Origin of the sequence: Tunturiibacter lichenicola (assembly GCF_051013355.1) — a bacterium.
GTDB classification, from domain to species: Bacteria; Acidobacteriota; Terriglobia; order Terriglobales; family Acidobacteriaceae; genus Edaphobacter; species Edaphobacter lichenicola_F.
On sequence record NZ_CP132944.1, the window covers coordinates 3,792,013 to 3,813,719 of the forward strand.

Here is a 21,707-nt window from a genome sequence, read left to right on the forward strand (position 1 = left end):
ATCTGCGACACACGTCTACGGTCTACATTTGAACCATGTACAACGCAAAAGCATTTTCTGCTGCCAGTGCGTCATCGCCGCTTGCATCCACTACGATCGCGCGGCGCGATCCAACCGAAACAGATGTGCAGATCGAGATTCTCTTCTGCGGAATCTGTCACTCTGATCTGCACCAGGCCCGTAATGAGTGGAGCGGTGCGCTCCCCACTGTTTACCCCTGCGTTCCCGGTCACGAGATTGTGGGCCGTGTGACTAAGGTCGGCTCGGCTGTAACGAAGTTCAAGACTAGTGATATTGCTGCTGTGGGTTGCATGGTTGACTCGGACGGCACTTGTGAGGAGTGTAAGGCGGGGTTTGAACAGTTCTGCCCGAATATGACGCTTACCTACAACTTTCCTGACAAGCATACCGGCGGTGTCACGTACGGCGGCTACTCGGACAGTGTTGTGGTGGATCAGAGATTTGTTCTTAGAGTGCCGGACAATCTTGATCCTGCGGGTGCTGCGCCTCTGCTCTGCGCGGGGATTACGACCTACTCGCCGATGCATCACTGGGGCGTAACGAAGGGCAAGAAAGTTGGCGTTGTGGGTCTTGGCGGGCTTGGCCACATGGGCGTGAAGTTCGCTCATGCGCTGGGTGCGCACGTCGTGCTGTTTACGACTTCGCCGAACAAAAAGGATGATGCTCTGCGCCTGGGTGCGGACGAGGTTGTGATCTCGCGCAACGCCGATGAGATGGCGAAGCATGCTGGCAGCTTCGACTTTATCCTCGATGCGGTCTCGGCCGATCACGATATCAACGCCTATCTGAACCTACTGCGCCGCGACGGGAATATCTGCCTGGTCGGTGCGCCGGAGAAGCCGTTGTCGGTGTCTGCGTTCAACTTGCTGTTCGGTCGGCGCAGCCTTTCGGGTTCGCCGATTGGCGGCATTGCGGAGACTCAGGAGATGCTGGACTTCTGTGGCAAGAACAACATCACCGCTGACGTCGAGATCATTCCGATTCAGAAGGTCAACGATGCTTACGAGAGGTTGCTGAAGCAGGACGTGAAGTATCGGTTCGTTATCGACATGGCTTCTTTGAAAGGTGCGGCATAGTTTCACGATGAGTAAGCACTTTCGAGTATCGGGCCGTCTGCCGGTGAAGTTGAAGGAGTTGGGAGTCCGTGTGTCTTCGGTTTTGGAGCATGCGGGACTGCCTTCGGGACTGTTCGATCAATCTCGAATTTCCTTATCGACAGAGGAGTTCTTTGCGTTGTGGCGGGGGATCGGGCAGGTAAGCCCGGACCCCGCCATAGGGCTTGCGCTCGGCACCGAGACGAAGGCGGAGCACTTCGATCCTGTGGTGCTTGCGGCACTTTCGACGGGGAATTTTGGGGAGGCGATGCGGCAGATTGCTCGCTATAAACAGCTCTCGTGTCCGGAGGAGCTTGTGCTTGAAGCAGGTGATGCGGAGTGGAGTATTCATTTTCGCTGGCTGCTGGCCAAGGAGATGGAGCCTGCGGTGTTGACTGATCTCTGCTTTGCGTGGGTGCTTGGGATTGCGCGGCATGGGACAGGGACGCGGATCTCACCGGTGCGTCTTGAACTGCAACGAGCGCGGGCACATGCGAAGCCTCTTGAACGGCACTTTGGCTGCCCGGTTGTGTTTGGAGCGGCGCGAAATGCGATTGTGTTTCGTGCGTCGGATACTGCGTTGCACTTTGTGACTCGTAATGCGGAGTTGTTGGCGATGCTTGCGCCGCAATTGGATGAGGAGCTGAAGCGGCATAAAGGCGAGGAGAGTTTTCCTGAGCGTGTGCGAGCGACGATCCAGAAGAAGCTTACGGGGAGTCGTCCGAAGATGCAGGAGATTGCTCGCGAACTTCACATCAGCTCTCGGACGTTGCAGCGCAGGTTGCAGGATGCGGGGTATAGCTTTCAACGGGCTTTGGAAGAGGCGCGGCACCAACTGGCGCGGCATTATCTTACGAACTCGCTCCTTGAGTTGAGCGAGACAGCTCATCTGCTTGGGTATGAGGATTCGAACTCGTTCGTGCGGGCCTTTCGGGTGTGGGAGGGGGTTCCGCCGGCGCATTGGCGTGGAGCGCGGCGAGAGAAAGCTGCTTTGTAGATTCTTCGCGGGTGAGGCGAAAAGACGGGCTGCGGGGCTGGTCGGTTAGGCTGGTGGGATGGGTTTGTTTTGTGATGTTGCTCTGCCGGTGCCGCTGGACCAGGTGTTTACCTATGCGGTAAACGGCGTGGTGCCGGTTGTGGGGGCGCGGGTGTTGGTGCCGTTCAGTGGGCAGAGGCTGATGGGCGTGGTGGTGCGGGTGCATGAGGATGCTCCTGCTGATGACTTTGAGATAAAGCCGGTGCAGCAGGTTTTGGATGACGCTGCATTGTTGCCGGATGAGTTGATGAAGCTGGCAGAGTGGATCGCTGCGTACTATGTGGCTCCGCTGGGCGAGGTGCTGCGTGGGATGATGCCGTTGGCGGCGGAGGTGAAGCGGCATTTTTCTTATCGGATCGCAGAGGCCGGGCGGAGGGTGTTGTATGAGGGCGCGGCGAAGGGGTCTTCGAGACGATCGAAGCTGACGGTGGAGGAGCAGAATCGCGAGTACGCGGTGCTGAACTACCTGGAGGGTGGAGAGCAGGCGAAGATGTCGGCGCTGCGGTCGGCTACGGGCGCGAATAAAGGCTTGTTGGAGGGGATGGTTCGTAAGAAATGGCTGGTGCGGGAGGCAGTGGCCGAAGAGAGGGACGCTCGGCGGCTGGAGAAGATTGCTGTTCTAGTGGCGGAGGCTCGGCTGCCGAAGCTGAATGAGAATCAGACGGCGGTTCTCGCAGAGATTGCAGCGGTGGGTGGACGGATGAGGGTCAGGGATCTGCGGTTGAGTTTGTCGCGGACGGGCGTGCCGGAGTCCACGCTCGGAACGCTGGTGAAGCGCGGGCTAGTGACGATTGAAGAGGTGGCGGAGGAGTTTCATCTGGGCGGTGTTGGTGCGTTTGGGAAGAAGCATGCGCATGAGCACGCTCTGAATGAGGCGCAGATGGAGGCGCTGGGGACGATTGCAGCCGCTATGGAGAAGGGTGTGTTTCGACCGCATCTGCTGTATGGCGTTACGGGGAGTGGGAAGACTTCGGTTTATTTTGCTGCGATGCAGAGAGCGTTGGATGCTGGGAAGTCGGCGCTGCTGCTGGTCCCAGAGATTGGGTTGACGCCGGCGATGGCGGGGCAGATGGTGGCGGCGTTTGGGGGTGAGGTGGCGTTGCTTCATTCGCAGCTTACTCCGGATGAGAGGGCAGAGCAGTGGCACAGGATTCGGCGGGGTGAGGCGAGGATTGTGGTGGGGACGCGGTCGGCAGTGTTTGCGCCGATGGTGGAACTGGGACTGATCATCGTGGATGAGGAGCACGATTCGAGCTACAAGCAGGAGGAGACGCCGCGGTATCACGGAAGAGATGTGGCGGTGATGCGGGCGAAGTTGAATGATGCGGTGGTGGTGCTGGGGTCGGCGACGCCTTCGCTGGAGAGCTGGGCGAATGCGGAGAAGGGAAGATATACGCGACTGGAGATGCGGCAACGCGTGATGGATCGTCCGCTGCCGTTGGTGGAACTCGTGGATATGCGCGAGGAGTTTCGCGAGACGGGACAGGAGCAGATCTTTTCGCGGAAGCTGATTGAAGAGACGCAGGCTACGCTGGATCGCGGAGAGCAGGTGATTCTGCTGCTGAATCGGCGCGGGTACTCGTCGACAGTGATGTGCAGGAGCTGTGGGGAGAAGATCGAGTGTGAGAACTGCTCGATCTCGATGACGTATCACAAACCGGTGAGTGGCAACGATGCGGTTGCACAACCGGGGCAGCGGTTGGAGTGTCATTACTGCGGGTCGCGGCGGTCGGTGCCAAAGGCTTGTCCGAAGTGTGAGAGTGAACATCTTTATTTTCTGGGGGCGGGATCGCAGCAGGGCGAGGAACGGTTGCAGGAGCTCTTTCCGACGGCGCGAATTGGGCGGATGGATCGCGATACAGTGCGTGGACGAAGCGATATGGAGCGATTGTTAGCGCGGCTGCATGGTGGAGAGATCAATCTGCTGGTGGGGACGCAGATGATCGCGAAGGGGCATGACATTCATGGGGTTACGCTGGTGGGTGTGATTGGGGCTGACTTTGCGTTGGGGCTGCCGGACTTTCGTGCCGCGGAGCGTGTGTTTCAGTTGCTGACGCAGGTGTCGGGGCGCGCGGGCAGAGGCGATCTGATCGGGAAGGTGTTGGTGCAGACGTATCACCCGGATCATTATGCGATTCAGTTTGCTGCGAAGCATGACTATCCGGGATTTGTTGCGAAGGAGATGCAGTATCGGCGATGGATGCACTACCCGCCGTTTGCTGTGCTGGCGAATGTGGTGGTTCAGAGCGAGAAGCTAGAGGAGGCGACGGCCTGGGCAGGCACGCTGGGGCGATGGTTTCAGAAGGCTCGGTTGGATAAGGTGAGGGTGCTGGGACCGGCGGCTGCTCCGATTGTGCGGTTGAAGCGGATCTATCGGTATCACTTTGTGTTGAAAGCAGAAAAGAGGCAGGCGTTGGGGCAGACGCTGCGGATGATGCTGGCGTTTGCGGAGACGCAAGGGATCGCACGGCGAAACCTGGTGGTCGACGTGGATGCGGTGCATCTGATGTGACGCACCGCGAATGAATTTTCGGGGAGGCGTTCGAGAACCAATCCTGACACGCAAGTGAAGCGGGTCTGGGATTTAGCTCAGGTGTTAGTCGAGCAGGTGGAGCTCTTTGCCTGGCTTGAAGCGTACCGCTTTGCCGGGGGCAATGGTGACTTCGGCTCCGGTCCTGGGATTGCGGCCGATGCCGGTTTTGCGCGGTTTGACAGTGAAGACGCCAAAGCCACGGAGTTCAATGCGATCGCCCGCGATGAGAGTCGCCTTCATGCTTTCAAATATGGCATCGACAGCAGACTCTGCTTTGGTTCTCGGAAGGCCTGTTCGCTCTACTACCCTTTGTATAAGATCCTGCTTGATCATCTGGGCCGCCATCCTTGGGCTGTAATTTTGAAAAACTTTGGTGCAGACCGGGTTTAGTACCGTGATGGTAGAAACTCAAACGGAGATTGTCAACGAAAGAACGCTACCGTAAGATGAAGAATCTAATGATGCAAGAGGAACTGGGAGTCTGACGCACCCAATTTACACCCTTCTGCGACAATTAGGAATTATTACCTTCTGCGAGAATGAGAAGATCAGAAGCAGGAAGATGGAAGGGACAGACCAGAGTGGCCATTAAAAGCGACCGTTGGATTCGCCAGCAGGCGATCGACCACGGAATGATAGCTCCGTTTAGCGAAAAACAGGTTCGAGAGGGTGTTATTTCGTACGGTCTCTCCTCGTATGGATACGATCTGCGGGTCTCCGACGAGTTCAAAATTTTCACCAATGTCAACAGCGCGATCATTGATCCTAAAGCGTTCGACGAGCGGTCGTTTGTGACGGTACAAGCGGAGAGCGTGATCGTTCCGCCGAACTCGTTTGCCCTGGCGCGGTCGATTGAATACTTCAAGATTCCTCGCGATGTGCTCACGATCTGCGTTGGTAAATCGACGTACGCGAGATGCGGGATTATCGTCAATGTCACGCCGTTTGAGCCGGAGTGGGAGGGGTTTGTGACGCTGGAGATCTCGAACACAACGCCGCTTCCGGCGCGTATCTATGCGAACGAAGGGTTATGTCAGATCTTGTTTTTTCAGTCGGATGAGGTGTGCGAAGTCAGCTATGCGGACCGCAAAGGAAAGTATCAGAACCAACAGGGGATCGTGCTGCCAAAGCTGTAGGTTTGGCGCTGACGGTCCATCTGACACGCATAAGACGGCCTACTAATAGCACGATGCTGAGTCCAGGGGCTGCCAGGTGACGCAAGACAAGAAGTCCGTGGGAGATCTGCGAGTAGGGCTGGTGGCTGCCGACCCTATGCGGATATTAGGGTTGCAGACGATCTTTTCGCAGTCTGAAGGCGAAGGTGGCCCGGTTGAGATCGTTCCGTTGTCGGTACCTGGGGCACTAGATGCGTCGGGTGTGTCCCTGATCCTGATCGATTCCGGATGCACGGACCACATCTTTGAGCTGCTGGCGACGTTTCAGCGCACGCGGCCTCGCCTGCGGGTGATCGTGATTGGGCTGGAAGAGGACCACGAGCACATTCAGCGCATCATTGGGGCGGGAGCGAAGGGTTATCTTGCGCAGTCGGCAAATGAGCGCGAGGTGAGGCTGGCGATTGAGGTGGTTCAGGATGGTTCTGTGTGGGCGCCCCGCAAGGTGCTGGCGCGTCTGCTGGAGTCTACTTCGGCTGAAGCGTCGCGGGTGAAACCTGCAGGGGAGCTAAAGTTTACGTTACGGGAGCTGGAGGTTTTGCGGCTGCTGGTAGCTGGACATCCGAACCGGGTGATCGGACAGGAGCTCGGAATCGACCTGACCACGGTAAAAAAACATGTGGGGAAGCTGATGCGCAAAGTTGGGGTAGACAACCGCATCGCGCTTTCGGTGGAAGCAGTGAATCACAAGCTGCTTTCTAAACGCACTTAGCAATCAAAATGCCAGGGCTTTGAGCTAAGTATCACAATCAAAGTAACTTGGCGTCATACTGCTTGTTAACTTATTAGTTAACAAAATCCGCTCAAAGGTATACCCACCTTCGTACCGTTGTGAGCAAAGGTAATGTGATGCAAAGTACTTACAAGCAACACAGACCTGGGAGAGGGGTTGTAGAGATAGCGTCGGGTGATTCTACCCGGCTTTATCTCTACAACCCCCATTTTTTGTTTTAGATGCCCTGCTTCGTGTCATGTAAACTCCGTGACTGTACAACTCCACTTCTGTTTCGTTCATCCTACATACTGTTGGAAATAAGCAGTTTGTTGGGGCCGTGCAGGAAAGAGCTACGAAAAGCGAAAGGGATGACGAGAAATGATGAAGAGAATAGCCGTACTTTTATGCGGACTAGCTGTAATTGGTGGGAGTGTGTCTGCGCGTGCGCAGGATGATAAAGCGAAGATAGACGAACGGCTGGTCGCAGCCGGTCAGGTCGTTGATGAGATCATGGCGACACCGGATAAGGGGATTCCCAGTGGCATTCTCGCAGGCGCGTCGTGCGTCGTCGTCATACCGAGCTATAAGAAGGGTGCTTTCGTTGTTGGAGCTCAATACGGGCAGGGTGTTGCAACCTGCCGGACGGCGTCGGGAAAGTGGAGCGCGCCGGTGTGTGTTCAGCTGGCTGGTGGCAGCTTCGGATTCCAGATTGGCGGACAGGCGACAGACCTGGTGCTGGTGGCGATGAACCAGCAGGGGCTGCAGCAAATGTTGAAAAATAAGTTCAAGCTTGGTGCTGATGCAGCGGCTGCTGCTGGCCCGGTTGGGCGTAATGCGCAGGCAGGAACGGACTGGAAGCTGAATGCAGAGTTCCTGAGCTACTCGCGCAGCAAGGGGTTGTTTGCCGGTATCAACCTGGATGGAACAGTGCTGTCTCAGAATCAGGACGATACCCGTGCGCTGTATGGCGCGGATGTTCCGTTCGCTCAGATTCTCAGCGGCAAGCAGGTGACGCCGGATGACGCACGTCCTTTTGTACGGACGGTGGCAAAGTATTTTGTTGTTGCAAAAAATCGCTAGGCCTAGGTGCTCTTTGGTTGCGGTTGGGGCGGCTTAATCAGCCGCCCTTTCTGTTTTTGGGTGGCAGGGGGTTGGAATCGGTAGACTAGAAGCTTGAGCGAAGTTCCACAAAAACAGACGCATGCGACGGAGGTTAGTTTCCGCGAACGAGTGGAGTTCGTTTTGGTATGGCTGTCTGTTCACCTTTTGCGGGTGCTTCCGCGCAAGTTGGCTCGAGCGGTGGGCTCGGGGATTGGGCTGGTTGCTTTTTATAGTTTGGGGCGGCTGCGGAGGGTCGGAGCTCTCAATTTGCGTTTGGCGTTTCCGGAGATGCCGGAGGTGGAGCGTGAGAGGATTCTGAGGTCGGTTTATCGGAATTTAGGTGCTTTGCTGGCGGAGTTCTGCCTGATGCCGGGGTATTCGCCGGACGGGGCGAGCCGGTTCATTCGGTATGAGGGGCTGGAGAACTATCTCGCGGCGCGGGAGCGGGGTAAGGGAGTTCTGGTATTGACCGGACACCTGGGGGCTTGGGAGCTGTCGAGCTTTTACCACTCGCTGATGGGGATGCCGATGGGGATGGTGATACGTCGGTTGGACAATCCGCTGGTGGATGCGTTTGTGAATGAGATTCGCTGCCGGCATGGGAACCGGGTGATTCATAAGGACGACTTTGCGCGAGGGTTGATTGCGTCGATGAGGGCCGGGGAGACGGTGGGGATTCTGATGGACACGAATATGACTCCGCCACAGGGTGTGTTTGTGCCGTTCTTTGGCGTGCAGGCGTGTACCGCCTCTGGAATGGCCCGGATCGCGCTGAAGACCGGTGCGGCGGTGGTGCCGGGGTTCTTGTTGTGGGAGGAGAGCGAGCAGCAGTATGTTTTGCGTTTTGGGCGCGAGCTTGAGGTCGTCCATACTGGGGATTCAGAGCGCGATGCGGTGACCAATACGGCGGCGTTTACTGCGGCGATCGAAGGGATGATTCGGCAGTATCCTGAGCAGTGGTTGTGGATGCACCGGCGCTGGAAGACGCGACCGCCAGGAGATGAGGGGATCTACTGATGGCGACGATGAGTAAGGTGGCGGACTGGATTGGCGTGAGCGCGCCGTTGCTGGATGTCGAGATCAAGGCGGTCTCGAATATCGAGGGAGCGAGTGAGAACTCGGTGGTGTTTGCCGTGGAGGCGGCGGCGTTGGATAAGGCGCTTCGGTCGAATGCTGGAGTAATTCTTGCCAACAGAAAATTGGAGTCCGGGGAACTGCCGCTGGATCCGCGGGTGTTGTGGGTGAGCGATGCGCGGTATGCGTTTGCGGTGGTGGCACGCAAACTCAAAGGAGAGGTGTTGCGGGCGGGAGTGCATGCTTCGGCGATCATAGGGCAGGGCGTAACGATCGGAGTTGGCACACGGATTGGGCCGGGGGTGGTGCTGGAGGATGGTGTCGTGGTTGGTGCGGATTGCGATGTTCAGGCGCGGGTCACGATCTATGCTGGAACGGTGCTGGGCGATCGCGTGGTGGTGCAGGCTGGTGCGGTGCTGGGTTCTACGGGGTTTGGGTATGTGCGGAGCGAAGAGACGGGCAGGTATCTGATCTTTCCGCAGCAGGGGAGACTGGTGGTGGAGGATGATGTTGAGATCGGTGCGAATACTACGATCGATCGCGGTGCGCTGGGAGAGACGCGGATCGGGCGAGGGACGAAGATCGATAATCTTGTGCACATCGCGCACAACTGTGTGATTGGAAAGAACGTGATTATCGCCGCCCAGACTGGAATTTCGGGGTCGAGCGTGGTGGAGGATGGTGCGATTCTGGGCGGGCAGGTGGGAATAGGAGAGCATGCGACGGTGGGGGCGGGGGTAATTCTCGGTGGTGGAGCGGGTGTGTTGAGCGGGAAAAAAATGCGGGGGCCGGGGGAGGTGTTCTGGGGCAGGCCTGCGCGGCCTTTGAAGGAGTATCTGCGGGATCTGGCGCGGCTCAAACATCGTTGAAGAGCGTACGATTTGATGGTTCGTGGTGGAATTTCTGTGGTGCGTTGGTGGTGATTTGCTGGTGAGTTGTGGTGATAAGCGTGGTGGATGATGGCGATTGTTGTGGTTGGCGGACATACGAGGAATATCGGGAAGACGAGCGTAGTGGCGGGTCTGATTGCCGCGATGCCGGAGATGCATTGGACAGCGTTCAAGGTGACCCAGTTCGGGCATGGGATGTGTTCGGCGAATGGGGAGCCTTGTGACTGCGAGACGGCGGAGCACACGGTGGCGGTGAGTGAAGAACGGATTGGGGGAGACGCCACGACAGATTCGGGGCGTTATCTTGCGGCTGGGGCGGTGCGATCGTTCTGGGTGAGGACGAGGCAGGGAGATCTTTCGGAAGCGATGCCGCGGATTCGTAAGGAGATAGCACGAGCTGAGAATGTAGTGATTGAGTCGAACAGCATCATGCGATTTCTGCGACCGGACCTTTATTTGAGCGTGCTGGACCCTGAGACGGCGGACTTCAAGGACTCGGCGAAGTACTTTCTGGACCGCGCAGATGCGGTGCTGGTAGCGGATGGCGTGTTGGGACGGCCGGAGTGGAAGGGTGTTTCGTTGAAGCTCGTGGAGGGGACGCCGGTGTTGACGATGCGGCCTCCCCTGTATGTAACCAATGAAGTAACTAATTTCGTGAAGGAGCGGTTGCGGGTTCGCGTGGTGGTTTGATTTGATTTCTGGCATAAAAAGAGCCACAGCCTTTGCGGACTGAGGCTCTTTTTATTGATACGAGTCTTTTGAAGCTATGCGATGAGACCGTTGAGGCCATTAGGGAAGAAGACTCCCTGATGGACGGTAGCGGTGGGTGCTGTGCCGGTCACGATTGCGAGTATCTGGGAGGTATTGCGCGACCATCCCAAGGAGTTTTGGTCGCAATCGACGATGGTGGAGGCGGTGAAGGTAGCCGAACCTGTGTTAAGCGCTACCGGTGTTACTGTTACTCCGATGTCGTCTGCCTTGGAGCCTGTGAATGTGACGAACGGAGTGGTGATGGGGTTGGTAGGATCGGGATTCGCGAGTGAGGAACGAGCCGCCGAGATCATTTGGGTCAGAGTGCTGAGTGGTCCGGTGCCACCACCACCATCGAGGCCGTTGATGGTCGTACGGATGAGACCGGCATGGTATGCCTCAACGGCGTGGATGCCCACTGCAGCCGGGAGGATATTGGTCTTGTCGGAGATCAGAGGGGCAGCGCCGTGGTAGGCAGAGACTCCGACGTCTTCGAAGATGTATGCGCCAATGAGGAAGTTGGCGTCGCTGGCGAAGGGATTGAAGGCCGGGCCGATGCCTGCAGCCGTTGCGAGCGTGTTGAAGGAGTTGTACAGATCGATGTTGGGCATCGAAACTGCCTTGGTGGAGAGAGCGCCCTGGAGGAAGCTGACGTGCTTGCCTTCTTCGGTTGCTGTCTCCATCGCATAGGACTGAACGTACGGGAGAGAGAACGGAACCTTGGCGAACGTTGGGCTCAGTGTGACGGTTCCACCGGTGGTTCCGTTGACGCTGATAGGAATCGGCGTCGGCAGTTTGTCGATGGTGACGCCATAGACCGCGAGATTGTAGAACTGCGCCTCGAGGTACTCCAGGTTGAGGGCGAAGTTGAGGATGTCTGAATCGCCGATAGTGGCTTGCGCCTCCGCCTTTTTGGTTGTAAGTGCGCCGAAGGCGAGAGCGGCAAGTGCTGCGCCTCCTTTGGTGAGCATCTTTCGGCGGGTACTGACGATAATTTCATCGAGCTGCTGTGTCTCTAAAGTTGCCATGATGTCTCCGTCCTTAGGAAGCTGTTACTGAGATTTTGCCGTTGAGGCCATTGGGGAAGAATCCGCCCTTGCCCAAGCCTGCTCCGCCAGCCGCGCCATACACGATGTGCAGGACCTGATCGGTTGTGCGATGGAATGCGATGGCGTTGGTGGGATCAGCAGCGACGATACTGCTGACGCTGAGGGCCGTCTCATTGCCGCCACCGAGCATGCCTCGGAGAGCTGAGACCTTGTTGGCGATAGCGATGTACGTCTGATCGTTGGTGGCAATGGATGTACCTACGATCAGGGTGCGGATCTCAGCGGCATGGTAGGCCTCAACCGCTTGAATGCCAGCGGCAGCGCTGAGGATGTTGTTGTTGGTGAGCAGAGGCGCGGCACCACTGTAAGCAGTAACGCCAACATCCTCAAAGACGAAGGCGCCGATTAGGAAGTCGTTGGTTCCGTCAAATGGGTTGAAGGTGGGAGTGGTCGTGATGCCGGCGGCCACGGCCAGAGGAGCGAAGAAGGTGAGGTCGAGAGCAGGACGTGGCACCGGTGTTCCACTGTTTGCCGTGATGGCTGACTGGATGAGGCGGACGTGGTTCAGCTCATCCTGTGCGATCTCGTTGGCGTACTGAGCGTAGGTCGAGTTCGCCCAGGGAACGGCTGCGATGTTTGGAGGAACGATCGTGGTGCCTGCACCGGTGAGCGCATCGGCAGTAGAAAGGCCATGCCCGGTTGCGGCATAGAGATAGAACTCGGCCTCAAGGTACTCGAGGTTGAGGGCGAAGTTCAGGATGTCGTTATCGGGAACGTCCAGCGGTGTTGGTGTCGGCGTTGGTGTTGGGGTTGGCGCCGGTGAACTGCTGCTGCATCCGACAATCAACGCTGATGCTGTCGCAGTACCTGCGCCGGCCAGGAATTTGCGACGCGACAGGGCCTTGTCGATGAGATCATTGAGTTTTTTTTCCACGATTTACCTCTCCTCAGTGCACTGCAGACTGCACACTCGTTCTGATGACGAAGGGCAAGCAGGAACGGATTGCGGAGACGGTGATATTCGTCGCTAGATTGATTGAACAGCAAGGTTCATGACGTCATCAACAAGGCTGACTTCTTTTTGAACGAACGGCTCTGCGTAGCGCACACCTGCGAGCAGACCGTAGTGGCGCGCTGTGGCAAAGGTGCGTTCGCGGATCTCCTCCTCTGGGACGAAGAGGCCGGAGCCCTGCGGCTGAGTGCCGTATTGCGAGCGATATGCGAGGAGAGACTGAAGGCGCTGCTCCACGAACGGTGTGATGTCGACCACGAAGGTGGGGCGCACGTCCGCATAGAGACTGGCGTAGAGAATTTTGAAGGGGCGATGTGGCGGGTTGGCTTCGCCCGATGTGGCGACCTTGGCGAGGCCGCTGATGAAGCAGGCTTCGTAGCCTAAGGTGGCGCTGGTGTAGTGATCAGGATGCCGGCCCTGCCAATAAGGAAGGATGACGACGCGAGGACGAAGGCGTCGAAGGACCGCGGCGAGTTTGAGGCGATTGGCGAGGGTGTTCTCAACGTTGCCGTCGGGGAGATCGAGGGCCTCGCGATGGGCGACGTTGAGGATGCGAGCGGCTGCGTTTGCTTCTGCTTCGCGATCAGCGGCAGTTCCCCGGGTGCCGGACTCGCCTTGAGTGAGGTCGAGGATGCCGGTGCGCCAACCACGGGCGTGCATGGAGAGGAGCGTGCCGCCGCAGGTCTGCTCTACGTCGTCGCGGTGAGCGGCGATAGCGAGTATGTCGACGGTCGGGACGGTGGACATAGAAGGGAGGAGTGGAGGAAGCAGGGCTTAGGCACTTTTGTACGTCCTAAGCCCTATTCGCTCCGTTAGGTGACGTTAGTTGGCTGCGTCGGTGAAGGCGTCCATGTAGGCGACGTCGAGTGCGGTGCCTTGAATGGTGATGTTCTTGTTGTTAATCTCAGAGCCGTCGGCGGTGTTGAAGGCGTGGATCTGTCCACCGTAGGCGGTGTAGACCTTGTGAAGAGTCTGAACCCAGCAGAGGCCGGTCAGGTCGCCGTAGTAGAACTGATTCTGATTGGTGTTGGGGTAAGGAACGGCGACCGTGTTGGACTTGCTTTGCGAGACGGCTGGAATGATCGATGCGCTGATAGGGGTAGAGCCTGACGGCAATGCGACGCGGGTGAGGCAGTTGTAGTTGGCTGTCTGGTCGGTGATGCCCTGGGCGGCGCGGGCTGCACGTTCGCCGGTGGCGCAGAGCTGTGAGCCTACCCATAATGTGTTGTCGTCGGCGAAGAGCATCTTGGTGTGGGTGCCGTCGGAGATGGAGGTGACGCTGGTGATGGTGTTCGTTGCCAGATTGATAGTGGAGAGATTACCCGCGAGAAGACCGTCGGGTTGGATCTGCTGTCCTGAGACGTAGAGTGTGGTTCCGTCGGAGACGGCGGCAGTGACGCCGCCTTGGACGGGTAAGGCGGCGAGGAAGGCGTTTGGATTTGCAGGGGTGTTGTTGGTGTAGGTATTGACCTGAAGCGCGCCGTTCTGCAGATACGTCACGCCGGCGGTCTTGCCACCGCACTCCGGGCCGCAGTTGAGGACGTAGACGGAGTTGCCATCAAGCGAGAAGTAGGCGTTGACGGGGCGATCGAAGGTGGATGGTGCTGCAGGGGCAGCGGGATTGACGCTGTTGACGGCAACGACGCAGTACACGGGGAGGTTGAAGGGTTCGCAGTCAACTGCGCCCGTGACGTTTGCAATAGCCTCTGTTGAGGTCGCATACGGTGTGTTTGCGTTGAGCTTGATGACGCGGTAGATCGCGTCGGAGTTGCGGACCATGGCGAGCACGACGCTGTCGCCGGTGTTGACGACGACCTGGAAGACGTTGGGAAGATTGAGCCCGTAGCTTCTGCCGGTGCTGTTATCGATGATGCCGAGTTGGCCTATGCCCTCTTCTGCCGAATAGATATGGCCAAAGGTCGGTGGGATAGCGAGGCCGGTCGATTTAGTCGGGAAGCTGCCTGCGGAGCCGGTGACGGACTCTTTGCCGTAGTTGATGATCTGAACGTCGCCAAGGGTGTTGGAGTAGACGTAGCCGGTGATCTCAGACGGGAAGTTGAGGATGAGATTGGGAAATCCGGAGGAGTAGCCGCTGATGGAGAAGGAAAGCTTGGTGCCCTGGATGTTGCCGCGCAGGTCGTTCAGCGCATCGAGAATCTGCAGGCTGCCACTGCCGCCGCCGTTCGCGGTGACCCCAACCATGACCCGGTTTGCGAGCAGGCTTGGCGGAATGGGGCGGTTGGCGAAGGTGAACTGTGGGAACTTGTAGAGGATTTCCTGGCAGGATGTGAGCCCGAGCGTAGCGACAGCGATCAGGAGGCCGCAGAAGATCTGGGCACGGAGAGACTGGGTAAAGAGACTTCGATTCTTCAACGGTAACTAACTCCAACCTGAACGCTGCTATATGGTTTTGGCGGCCAATGCTATGTGCCGAGTATAACAAAGGACGCGTCGATCGCCCGTTTGGAAGCAGATCTGCACGTCTGGATTTTGCATTGGTTTGGAGCGCGTCCGGGCCGTGGCTTAGGATAGAGCGAAGCGCTTGGAGACGATCATGGCAGATGAGTTGAATACAAACGCGGGGCCTGGCACCGGACCTGCTGCGGTTGACAGACTGTTTGCAGGCGGAACGGTGTTGTGTGATGGGGCGATGGGGACGATGTTGTACGCGCGCGGGGTATTCATCAACCGCTGCTATGACGAGTTGAATCTGTCTCAGCCAGAGTTGGTCCGCGAGATTCACACGGAGTACCTGCAGGCGGGCGCCGAGGTCATCGAGACGAATACGTTTGGAGGAAACCGCTTCCGGCTGGGTCTGCACGGGCTCCAGGATAAGGTTCGCGAGATCAATTTGGCTGGCGTTGCGCTGGCGCGGGCTTGTGTGAACCAGATACTGGAGAAGCAGGCGAGCGAGGCGTTTGTCGCAGCGTCAATTGGGCCGCTGGGTGTGAGGCTGGAGCCGCTTGGGAAGGTCGGACTGGAGGAGGCGCGAGCTGCGTTTGCGGAGCAGATTCGGGCGCTGGTGGAGGGCGGCCCGGGCGTAGGAGCGGATCTGTTGATCGTGGAGACGATGACGTCGCTGGCCGAGGCGGAACAGGTGATTCTTGCGGCGCGGAGTGAGGCTCCGGGAACACCGGTGATCGTGATGATGACCGTCGATGAGGATGGGAGCTGTCTGGACGGAGCGTCGGCGGAGACGGCTGCGACCAAGCTGACGGAGTGGGGCGCGGATGCGATTGGATGCAACTGCAGCGCTGGCCCGGCGACGGTGTTGAGCGTGATCGAGCGGATGAGGCCGCTGACGAAGCTGCCGTTGGCTGCGATGCCGAACGCAGGGATTCCTCGGGCGGTGGAGGGCCGGACGATCTATTTGACCTCGCCGGAGTACATGGCGAGCTTTACTCGGAAGCTGGTGAAGGCGGGCGCGAGCATCGTAGGCGGGTGTTGCGGGACCACTCCAAGTTACACGCGGGCGATGAAGAGCTCGTTGCGAGCGCTAGATGCGATGGAGGGGGGGGCCCAGGTGATGGAGCGCGCTGGGTCGAACAAGACAGCGGCGATGGCGGGAAGCAAGGTTGAGCCGCCAGCGCTTGCGGGGCGGTCAAAGATTGGCGGGATGGTCGCGGCGGGGGAGTTCGTCACGATGGTGGAGATTGTGCCGCCGAAGGGGATCGACTGCAGCAAGGAGCTGGATGGTGCGGCGCAGCTGCATCGGCTTGGCGTGGATGCGATCAATGTGCCCGATTCGCCGCGAGCGAGCGCGAGGATGAGCGCGCAGAGCCTATGCGTGCAGATTCAACAGCATGTCGGGATCGAGACGATCCTGCACTACACGTGCCGCGACCGGAATGTGTTGAGTATTCAGAGTGATTTGTTGGGGGCGTCGTCGATTGGGCTGAAGAATATTCTCTGCCTGACGGGCGATCCGCCGAAGCTGGGGAACTATCCGAATGCGACAGCGGTGTTTGATGTGGATGCGATCGGGCTGGTGAACATCGTCCACAATTTGAACTACGGATTGGACATTGGGAAGAACTCGATCGGCGAGTCGACGGGTTTTGCGATCGCCGTGGCGGCGAATCCCGGTGTGCAGGATATGGATCACGAAGTGCGCCGCTTTGCCTACAAGGTTGAGGCGGGGGCGGAGTTTGCGATTACGCAGCCGGTATTCGACATGCGCGTGCTGGAGGAGTTTCTGCGGCGGATCGAAGGATTTCGGATTCCGGTGATTGCGGGAATCTGGCCGTTGACGAGCTTGCGGAATGCAGAGTTCATGAAGAACGATCTGCGGGTAAGTATGCCAGAGGAGATTATGAAGCGGATGGGTGCCGTGTCTTCTCCTGAGGCGGGCAGGGCTGAAGGTGTGAAGATCGCGCAGGAGATGCTCGCCGAGGCGCGGCCGATGGTACAGGGGGTGCAGGTGAGCGCGCCGTTTGGACGATACAGTGTTGCCGCGGATGTGCTGGGTTTGAGTGGGGAGAAGGTGGATGGTTTGGTCGAGGTCGCATAATGGCTAACTTTGAGCAGCAGTTAGCGGCGTTGGAGTCGGTGGTGGAGAGGCTGGAAAAGGGAGAGCTGTCACTCGAGGACTCGGTGCGTCTGTTTGAGGAAGGTATCAAGCTTTCGGACGCTTGCAAGAAGGAACTGGAGGCAGCCGAAGGACGGATCCAACTGCTGGTGGATAAGGGAAGTGGCGGGATGCGGGCGGTGGATTTCGATGTTACACAAGAGGGTGGGACAGAGAAGTAATCTGGATTCACGGTCTGAGGTGCTTGATTGGGGCTGCTGCCTGGCGGGACCGATTTTTGCGTAAAGAATGCTCCGAATCAGCCGATAACCATATAGACGACACAAAATAAATGGATTCCGGATCTTTGCCGTTACAACTTCCGGGTCAGAGACCACGCGCGTGGGGCATGATTTTCTAGCACTGTACGTGGGCCAACAGGCCGAACAGTGCAGTGACGACTGCATGTCGCCTCGACTGCGTCGGTTTTAACAATGGGAGTGTGCCTGGCTTCGGCTTAGCCTGACTATTTGTCCCGAGATGAGTGAGATTTCTACACGTTGTTTGGAAGGAGATACATTGAAGGGACTTCGCATGCCCGCTGAGAATCAGCATGCCTTTATGGTTCTTGTTCTTGCCGCGTGTTTTGCTATCTCCGGCTGTGGCAGTGGCGCAGGTTTGACACAGGTTGCTGGCGGCGGTTCAACGGTCGCTCCTCCATCGAATAGCTCTGGGTCAGGAACTACGCCGACGCCTACCCCGGCACCAACACCTACACCAACTCCAACTCCAACACCAACGCCAACGCCAACACCAACGCCAACGCCAACACCGACTCCAACACCGACTCCAACACCAACACCGACTCCAACACCAACACCGACACCAACACCGACTCCTACGCCTACACCAACTCCAACACCGACTCCTACGCCAACACCGACTCCTACGCCTACACCAACTCCTACGCCTACACCAACTCCAACGCCCAAACCTACTCCTGGGCCGAGTGCTCCGGCTAAGAGTGCGAAACGTGGAGTTGCCTACGATCTGTCTTCGCCGCTGGACATTGCAGTGCTTTCGCCTGGGGTGAGCTGGTGGTACAACTGGACCTCGGCTCCGAACTCTGGCGTGTCCGCCGATTATGAGACGCAGTATAGGATGGATTACTTTCCCATGTTGTGGAATGGGAACTTCAATGCGGCAAGTATTGTGACGTATCTGAAGGCGAATCCCGGCATCAAGTACATGCTTGTTCTCAATGAGCCGAGCCAGACGGGCCAGGCGAATATGACGCCGCAACAGGCTGCGGCTCTATGGCCGCAGTACGAGGCGGTCGCTGCGCAGACCGGGGTCAAGATCGTTGGGCCACAGATGAGCTACGGAAACGAGCTCAACACGGCGTATAACACTCCGGTTGCGTGGCTCGATGCCTTTTACGCTGCTTATCAGGCGGCCAACGGTGGCAACGATCCGCAGATCGACTACCTAGGCTTCCATTGGTACGACTATGGCTTGGATGCTCAGCTGGATCTGCTGGACAAGTACAACAAACCCTTCTGGGTGACGGAGTTTGCGAACTGGCATACAGGGGACGGCAGCGCGCAGATTGACACGCTGGCCAAGCAGGAGTCGCAGATGACCAGCATGGTCGCAACATGCGAGAGCCGGTCTGATGTCTTTCGTTACGCGTGGTTCACGGGGCGTTTGAGTCCTGACCCGCACTTCACGAGTCTGCTGGGTGGGACTGGCGTACTAACTCCTCTGGGAACGCTGTACCTCTCGTTGCCAATCCAGTGAAGTAAAACAGGCTTAAGGAAAGCGTGGTGCTCGCCGATTCGATGAGCACCACGTTTTATCTTTTAGCGAGAGCTTTTAGCGGTCGCGGCTGGTGACGAAGCCGGGTACCCAGAGGAGGGCGCGCTTGGCTTCGGTGTCGGGCAGGTCGGCGATGGTGAGGCGGGCGGCTTCGGCGTAGGCGCAGGCGGTGTCCATGGCGTAGTCGATGGAGCCGTGGCGCTGGAGGATCTCGAGGATCTCCGGATGGGAGACGCGGGCAAAGCTGCGGTCGGCAAGTACGGTGCGGATGGCCTCGCGGTCAGCGCCGGTGCCGCGTTCGAGCGCGTGGATGACGGCGAGCGTTGCCTTACCTTCGCGGAGGTCGCTGGCTACCGGCTTGCCGAGGACGTCTTCAGCGGCAGTGAGGTCGAGGACGTCATCGACGATCTGGAAGGCGAGGCCTAGGTTGCGGCCGTATTCGCCGAGCTGCGACTCCATCTCGTCGCCGGAGTGGGTGATGGCAGCGCCAAGCTGCATGGAGACCTGGAAGAGGCAGGCGGTCTTGCGGAAGATGAGATCGAAGTACTCCTCTTCGTTGATGAGGTGGCCTAGCTTCTCGATCTGGAGGAGTTCGCCCTCGACCATCTGCTGGGTGAGCGAGATGAGGAGTTCGAGGACCCGGAAGTTGCGCTCTTCGAGGGCGGAGGAGAAGGACTGCATGTAGAGCCAGTCGCCTGCTAGGACGCACTTGGCGTTGCCCCAGGTGGTGTTGGAGGAGGGGCGGCCGCGGCGGGTGTCGGCCTCGTCGATGATGTCGTCGTGGACGAGGGTCGCGGTGTGGAGCATCTCGACGACGGCGCCGAGACGGATTCGGCTCTGGTTCGTACAGCCGAGGGCCTTGGCGGAGAGCAGGAGGAGCAAGGGGCGAATGCGCTTGCCGCCGCCTGCGATAAGGTACTGGGCGATGTCGGTGATGACCTCCACGTTCGAGGCGGATTGCCGGGAGAACTCCTGCTCGATGGCGGCTAGATCGTCACGGAGGAGGTCGAACACCTCGGCTGCGGTCGCGATGGAGAGCGTGCTCACTTATAAGTCAGAGTATCAGGATGTTCGTTTGGCTTCAGAGTTGGCTCGAAAAAATTGACTACGATGTTCATGTAAGCAAAGGGTTGGCGAATTGGCAGGGCGGAGGGGCTTGCTGCCATTTCGAGTGCCAGTGAGCGCTGGTTAGTTGGAGCGAAAGTTGGTGAACTGGAGTTCGACGCCGATGTCTTTGCCGCGGAGCAGGGCCATGACCTCTTGCAATACGTCGCGGTCTTTGCTGACGACGCGGACCGTGTCTCCCTGAATGCTGGCCTGCGCTTTTTTCTTCGAGTCCTTGATGGCGGCGACGATGATCTTGGCCTTCTCGGAGGGGATGCCCTGGACGAGCTTGATCTTCTGGCGGACGCTGGAGTTGGCGGCGGGCTCGATCTTCTCGAACTCGAGGTTCTTGAGGGAGACGCCGCGCTTGACGAGCTTCTGCGAGAGGATCTCGGTGACGGCCTGGAGCTTGTACTCGTCCTGGCTGGCGAGCTGGATGGTGTCGGTGCCTTCGAGCTCGATCTTCGACTTGGAGTCTTTGAGGTCGAAGCGGGCGTGAACCTCTTTCGAGGCCTGGTCGATGGCGTTTTTTACTTCCTGAATCTCTACTTTGCTGACTACGTCGAAGCTGTTGTCGGATGCCATTGGTTTGTTCCTTCGTCTGTGACTTGTCGAACTCTATTATGTCAGCGCTGAAGAGTTTAGCGCGTTGTGGGGAAGAGATTTTTGAAGTTGTTGGTGGTGAGGGTCGCGAGTTCCTCTGGTGAGATGCCGCGGAGGGTAGCAAGGGCTGCCGCCGTATGGGTGACGAGGGCGGGTTCGTTGCGTTGGCCGCGCAGGGGGATGGGCGCTAGGAAGGGGGCGTCGGTTTCGACGAGGATGCGGTCGGCTGAGGCTGCGGCTGCTGCGTCGCGGATGGATTGGGCCTTGGGGTAGGTGAGGTTGCCGGCGAAGGAGAGGTGGAAGCCTGCGTCGATGGAGCGCTGGGCCTGTTCGACGGTGCCGGAGAAGCAGTGCATGATGCCGCCGTGGGCGATGCCATGGCCGGGATGCGTCCAGTGCTGTTCGATGAGGGCCAGGAGGTCCTCCCAGGCGTCGGCGGTGCCGTATTTTTCTTTGGCCTGAGGGGTGGCGAGCTCGCTGGTGCGGCAGTGGATGATGATCGGCTTGCGGGTCTGGGCGGCGATGTACATCTGGGCGGTGAAGGCGAGCTGCTGGGTTGCGATGTCGGGGTTGTCGAAGTGGTAGTAGTCGAGGCCGATCTCGCCGATGGCGATGCATCTGGGGTCGGCGGCCAGAGCGGTCAGCTTGGCGAGGGCCTCCTTGGTGGCGCTGGTGGCCTCCTGGGGGTGGATGCCCGCGGTGGCGTAGATCTTGGGTAGGTCGGGGCCGTTGGTGGCGTTGGCGATCTCGAGCGCCTGATGCATGGTGGCGGGGCCGTCGCCGATTCCGATGGCGAGGATGGTGTGGACTCCGGCCGCATAGGCCCGGCGGAGGACCTCATCGCGGTCGGTTGGGGTCTCGGTGTAGAAGTCGAGGTGGGCGTGTGAGTCGGTAAGGAACATGTGCGGTACGCCTGCTATATCAGAGGGGTGCCCCCCGGGGTGGTATTAGTTAAACCGCTTGGTTTCAGCGGGTTGCGTTTTTTAGTGACTGCAAAAATGTCATTCTAAAGGGGATGCAGGTAAATATGTCCATTCAAAGGGTTTACGCCTTGAATGGGCAAAAATGCCGGAATCATCCGCCTTTTGATGACCTGTATCCAGTATATCGGGTTCGATATAACTCATGCGCCAGATGCATGTTGTTGTGAGAGATGGGTTTAAGTGGCTTAGGGGCTTGACAGCATTCACTTCAGCGGATGTGAAGGACACGGCGGATTGAGCAGCTG

The 21,707-nt window shown here is 58.3% G+C and carries 20 protein-coding genes; 12 read left to right on the forward strand and 8 right to left on the reverse strand.

The window, feature by feature from the left end:
* Positions 1-35 precede the first annotated feature (35 nt).
* Genes RBB82_RS15975 through priA form a run of 3 tightly spaced genes read left to right on the forward strand, consistent with a single transcriptional unit; the run spans position 36 to position 4,663 of the window.
* On the forward strand, positions 36-1,097 hold the full coding sequence (locus RBB82_RS15975; RefSeq protein ID WP_433971745.1) for an NAD(P)-dependent alcohol dehydrogenase: 1,062 nt from the start codon (positions 36-38) through the stop codon (positions 1,095-1,097).
* 7 nt (positions 1,098-1,104) lie between these two features.
* Entirely contained in the window at positions 1,105-2,112 is a 1,008-nt protein-coding gene (locus RBB82_RS15980; protein ID WP_433971746.1) for an AraC family transcriptional regulator, read from the forward strand.
* A 58-nt stretch (positions 2,113-2,170) separates the two neighbouring features.
* Entirely contained in the window at positions 2,171-4,663 is a 2,493-nt protein-coding gene (priA, locus tag RBB82_RS15985; protein ID WP_433971747.1) for a replication restart helicase PriA, read from the forward strand.
* A gap of 84 nt (positions 4,664-4,747) precedes the next feature.
* Here priA and RBB82_RS15990 read toward each other — a convergent pair whose 3' ends face one another.
* On the reverse strand, positions 4,748-5,017 hold the full coding sequence (locus RBB82_RS15990; protein WP_158943184.1) for an HU family DNA-binding protein: 270 nt from the start codon (positions 5,015-5,017) through the stop codon (positions 4,748-4,750).
* 248 nt (positions 5,018-5,265) lie between these two features.
* Between RBB82_RS15990 and dcd the strand changes: the two genes are divergently transcribed.
* From dcd to RBB82_RS16020, 6 genes are all read left to right on the forward strand, one after another.
* On the forward strand, positions 5,266-5,820 hold the full coding sequence (gene dcd / locus RBB82_RS15995) for a dCTP deaminase (RefSeq protein ID WP_433971748.1): 555 nt from the start codon (positions 5,266-5,268) through the stop codon (positions 5,818-5,820).
* A gap of 76 nt (positions 5,821-5,896) precedes the next feature.
* Positions 5,897-6,568, forward strand: coding sequence for a LuxR C-terminal-related transcriptional regulator (locus RBB82_RS16000; RefSeq protein WP_433971749.1), 672 nt, complete (start codon positions 5,897-5,899; stop codon positions 6,566-6,568).
* A 384-nt stretch (positions 6,569-6,952) separates the two neighbouring features.
* Entirely contained in the window at positions 6,953-7,651 is a 699-nt protein-coding gene (locus RBB82_RS16005; RefSeq protein WP_433975394.1) for a lipid-binding SYLF domain-containing protein, read from the forward strand.
* A gap of 93 nt (positions 7,652-7,744) precedes the next feature.
* Positions 7,745-8,689, forward strand: coding sequence for a lysophospholipid acyltransferase family protein (locus RBB82_RS16010; protein ID WP_433971750.1), 945 nt, complete (start codon positions 7,745-7,747; stop codon positions 8,687-8,689).
* Positions 8,689-9,615: a UDP-3-O-(3-hydroxymyristoyl)glucosamine N-acyltransferase gene (lpxD, locus tag RBB82_RS16015; protein ID WP_433971751.1), complete on the forward strand. Its 927-nt coding sequence runs from the start codon at positions 8,689-8,691 to the stop codon at positions 9,613-9,615. Before RBB82_RS16010 ends, lpxD begins: the two co-directional genes overlap by 1 nt.
* 87 nt (positions 9,616-9,702) lie before the next feature.
* Complete coding sequence (locus RBB82_RS16020; RefSeq protein WP_433971752.1) at positions 9,703-10,326, forward strand: hypothetical protein; 624 nt, start codon at positions 9,703-9,705, stop codon at positions 10,324-10,326.
* A gap of 74 nt (positions 10,327-10,400) precedes the next feature.
* Here the strand turns inward: RBB82_RS16020 and RBB82_RS16025 are convergent, their stop codons facing one another.
* From RBB82_RS16025 to RBB82_RS16040, 4 genes are all read right to left on the reverse strand, one after another.
* Entirely contained in the window at positions 10,401-11,414 is a 1,014-nt protein-coding gene (locus RBB82_RS16025; RefSeq protein ID WP_433971753.1) for a ferritin-like domain-containing protein, read from the reverse strand.
* A 13-nt stretch (positions 11,415-11,427) separates the two neighbouring features.
* Positions 11,428-12,369 carry a ferritin-like domain-containing protein gene (locus tag RBB82_RS16030; RefSeq protein WP_433971754.1) on the reverse strand — a complete coding sequence of 314 codons (942 nt, stop codon included), beginning with the start codon at positions 12,367-12,369 and terminating at the stop codon, positions 11,428-11,430.
* A gap of 93 nt (positions 12,370-12,462) precedes the next feature.
* Positions 12,463-13,194, reverse strand: a complete 732-nt coding sequence (gene bshB1, locus RBB82_RS16035; protein ID WP_433971755.1) for a bacillithiol biosynthesis deacetylase BshB1 — start codon at positions 13,192-13,194, stop codon at positions 12,463-12,465.
* A 75-nt stretch (positions 13,195-13,269) separates the two neighbouring features.
* Complete coding sequence (locus RBB82_RS16040; RefSeq protein WP_433971756.1) at positions 13,270-14,820, reverse strand: hypothetical protein; 1,551 nt, start codon at positions 14,818-14,820, stop codon at positions 13,270-13,272.
* Between the two features lie 181 nt (positions 14,821-15,001).
* On the opposite strand from RBB82_RS16040, the gene RBB82_RS16045 reads away from it, so the two are divergent.
* The 3 genes from RBB82_RS16045 (at position 15,002) to RBB82_RS16055 (ending at position 18,754) form a co-directional block, all read left to right on the forward strand.
* The gene (locus tag RBB82_RS16045) at positions 15,002-16,957 is read left to right on the forward strand and encodes a bifunctional homocysteine S-methyltransferase/methylenetetrahydrofolate reductase (protein WP_433971757.1); all 1,956 of its coding nucleotides are present in this window, start codon (positions 15,002-15,004) and stop codon (positions 16,955-16,957) included.
* Complete coding sequence (locus RBB82_RS16050) at positions 16,957-17,196, forward strand: exodeoxyribonuclease VII small subunit (protein ID WP_433971758.1); 240 nt, start codon at positions 16,957-16,959, stop codon at positions 17,194-17,196. Before RBB82_RS16045 ends, RBB82_RS16050 begins: the two co-directional genes overlap by 1 nt.
* 337 nt (positions 17,197-17,533) lie before the next feature.
* Positions 17,534-18,754, forward strand: a complete 1,221-nt coding sequence (locus RBB82_RS16055) for a glycosyl hydrolase (RefSeq protein WP_433971759.1) — start codon at positions 17,534-17,536, stop codon at positions 18,752-18,754.
* Between the two features lie 75 nt (positions 18,755-18,829).
* Here the strand turns inward: RBB82_RS16055 and RBB82_RS16060 are convergent, their stop codons facing one another.
* The 3 genes from RBB82_RS16060 to RBB82_RS16070 form a co-directional block, all read right to left on the reverse strand.
* Positions 18,830-19,819, reverse strand: coding sequence for a polyprenyl synthetase family protein (locus RBB82_RS16060; RefSeq protein ID WP_433971760.1), 990 nt, complete (start codon positions 19,817-19,819; stop codon positions 18,830-18,832).
* A gap of 141 nt (positions 19,820-19,960) precedes the next feature.
* Complete coding sequence (locus RBB82_RS16065) at positions 19,961-20,461, reverse strand: YajQ family cyclic di-GMP-binding protein (RefSeq protein ID WP_433971761.1); 501 nt, start codon at positions 20,459-20,461, stop codon at positions 19,961-19,963.
* 56 nt (positions 20,462-20,517) lie between these two features.
* Complete coding sequence (locus tag RBB82_RS16070) at positions 20,518-21,381, reverse strand: TatD family hydrolase (protein ID WP_433971762.1); 864 nt, start codon at positions 21,379-21,381, stop codon at positions 20,518-20,520.
* Between the last annotated feature and the right edge of the window lie 326 nt (positions 21,382-21,707).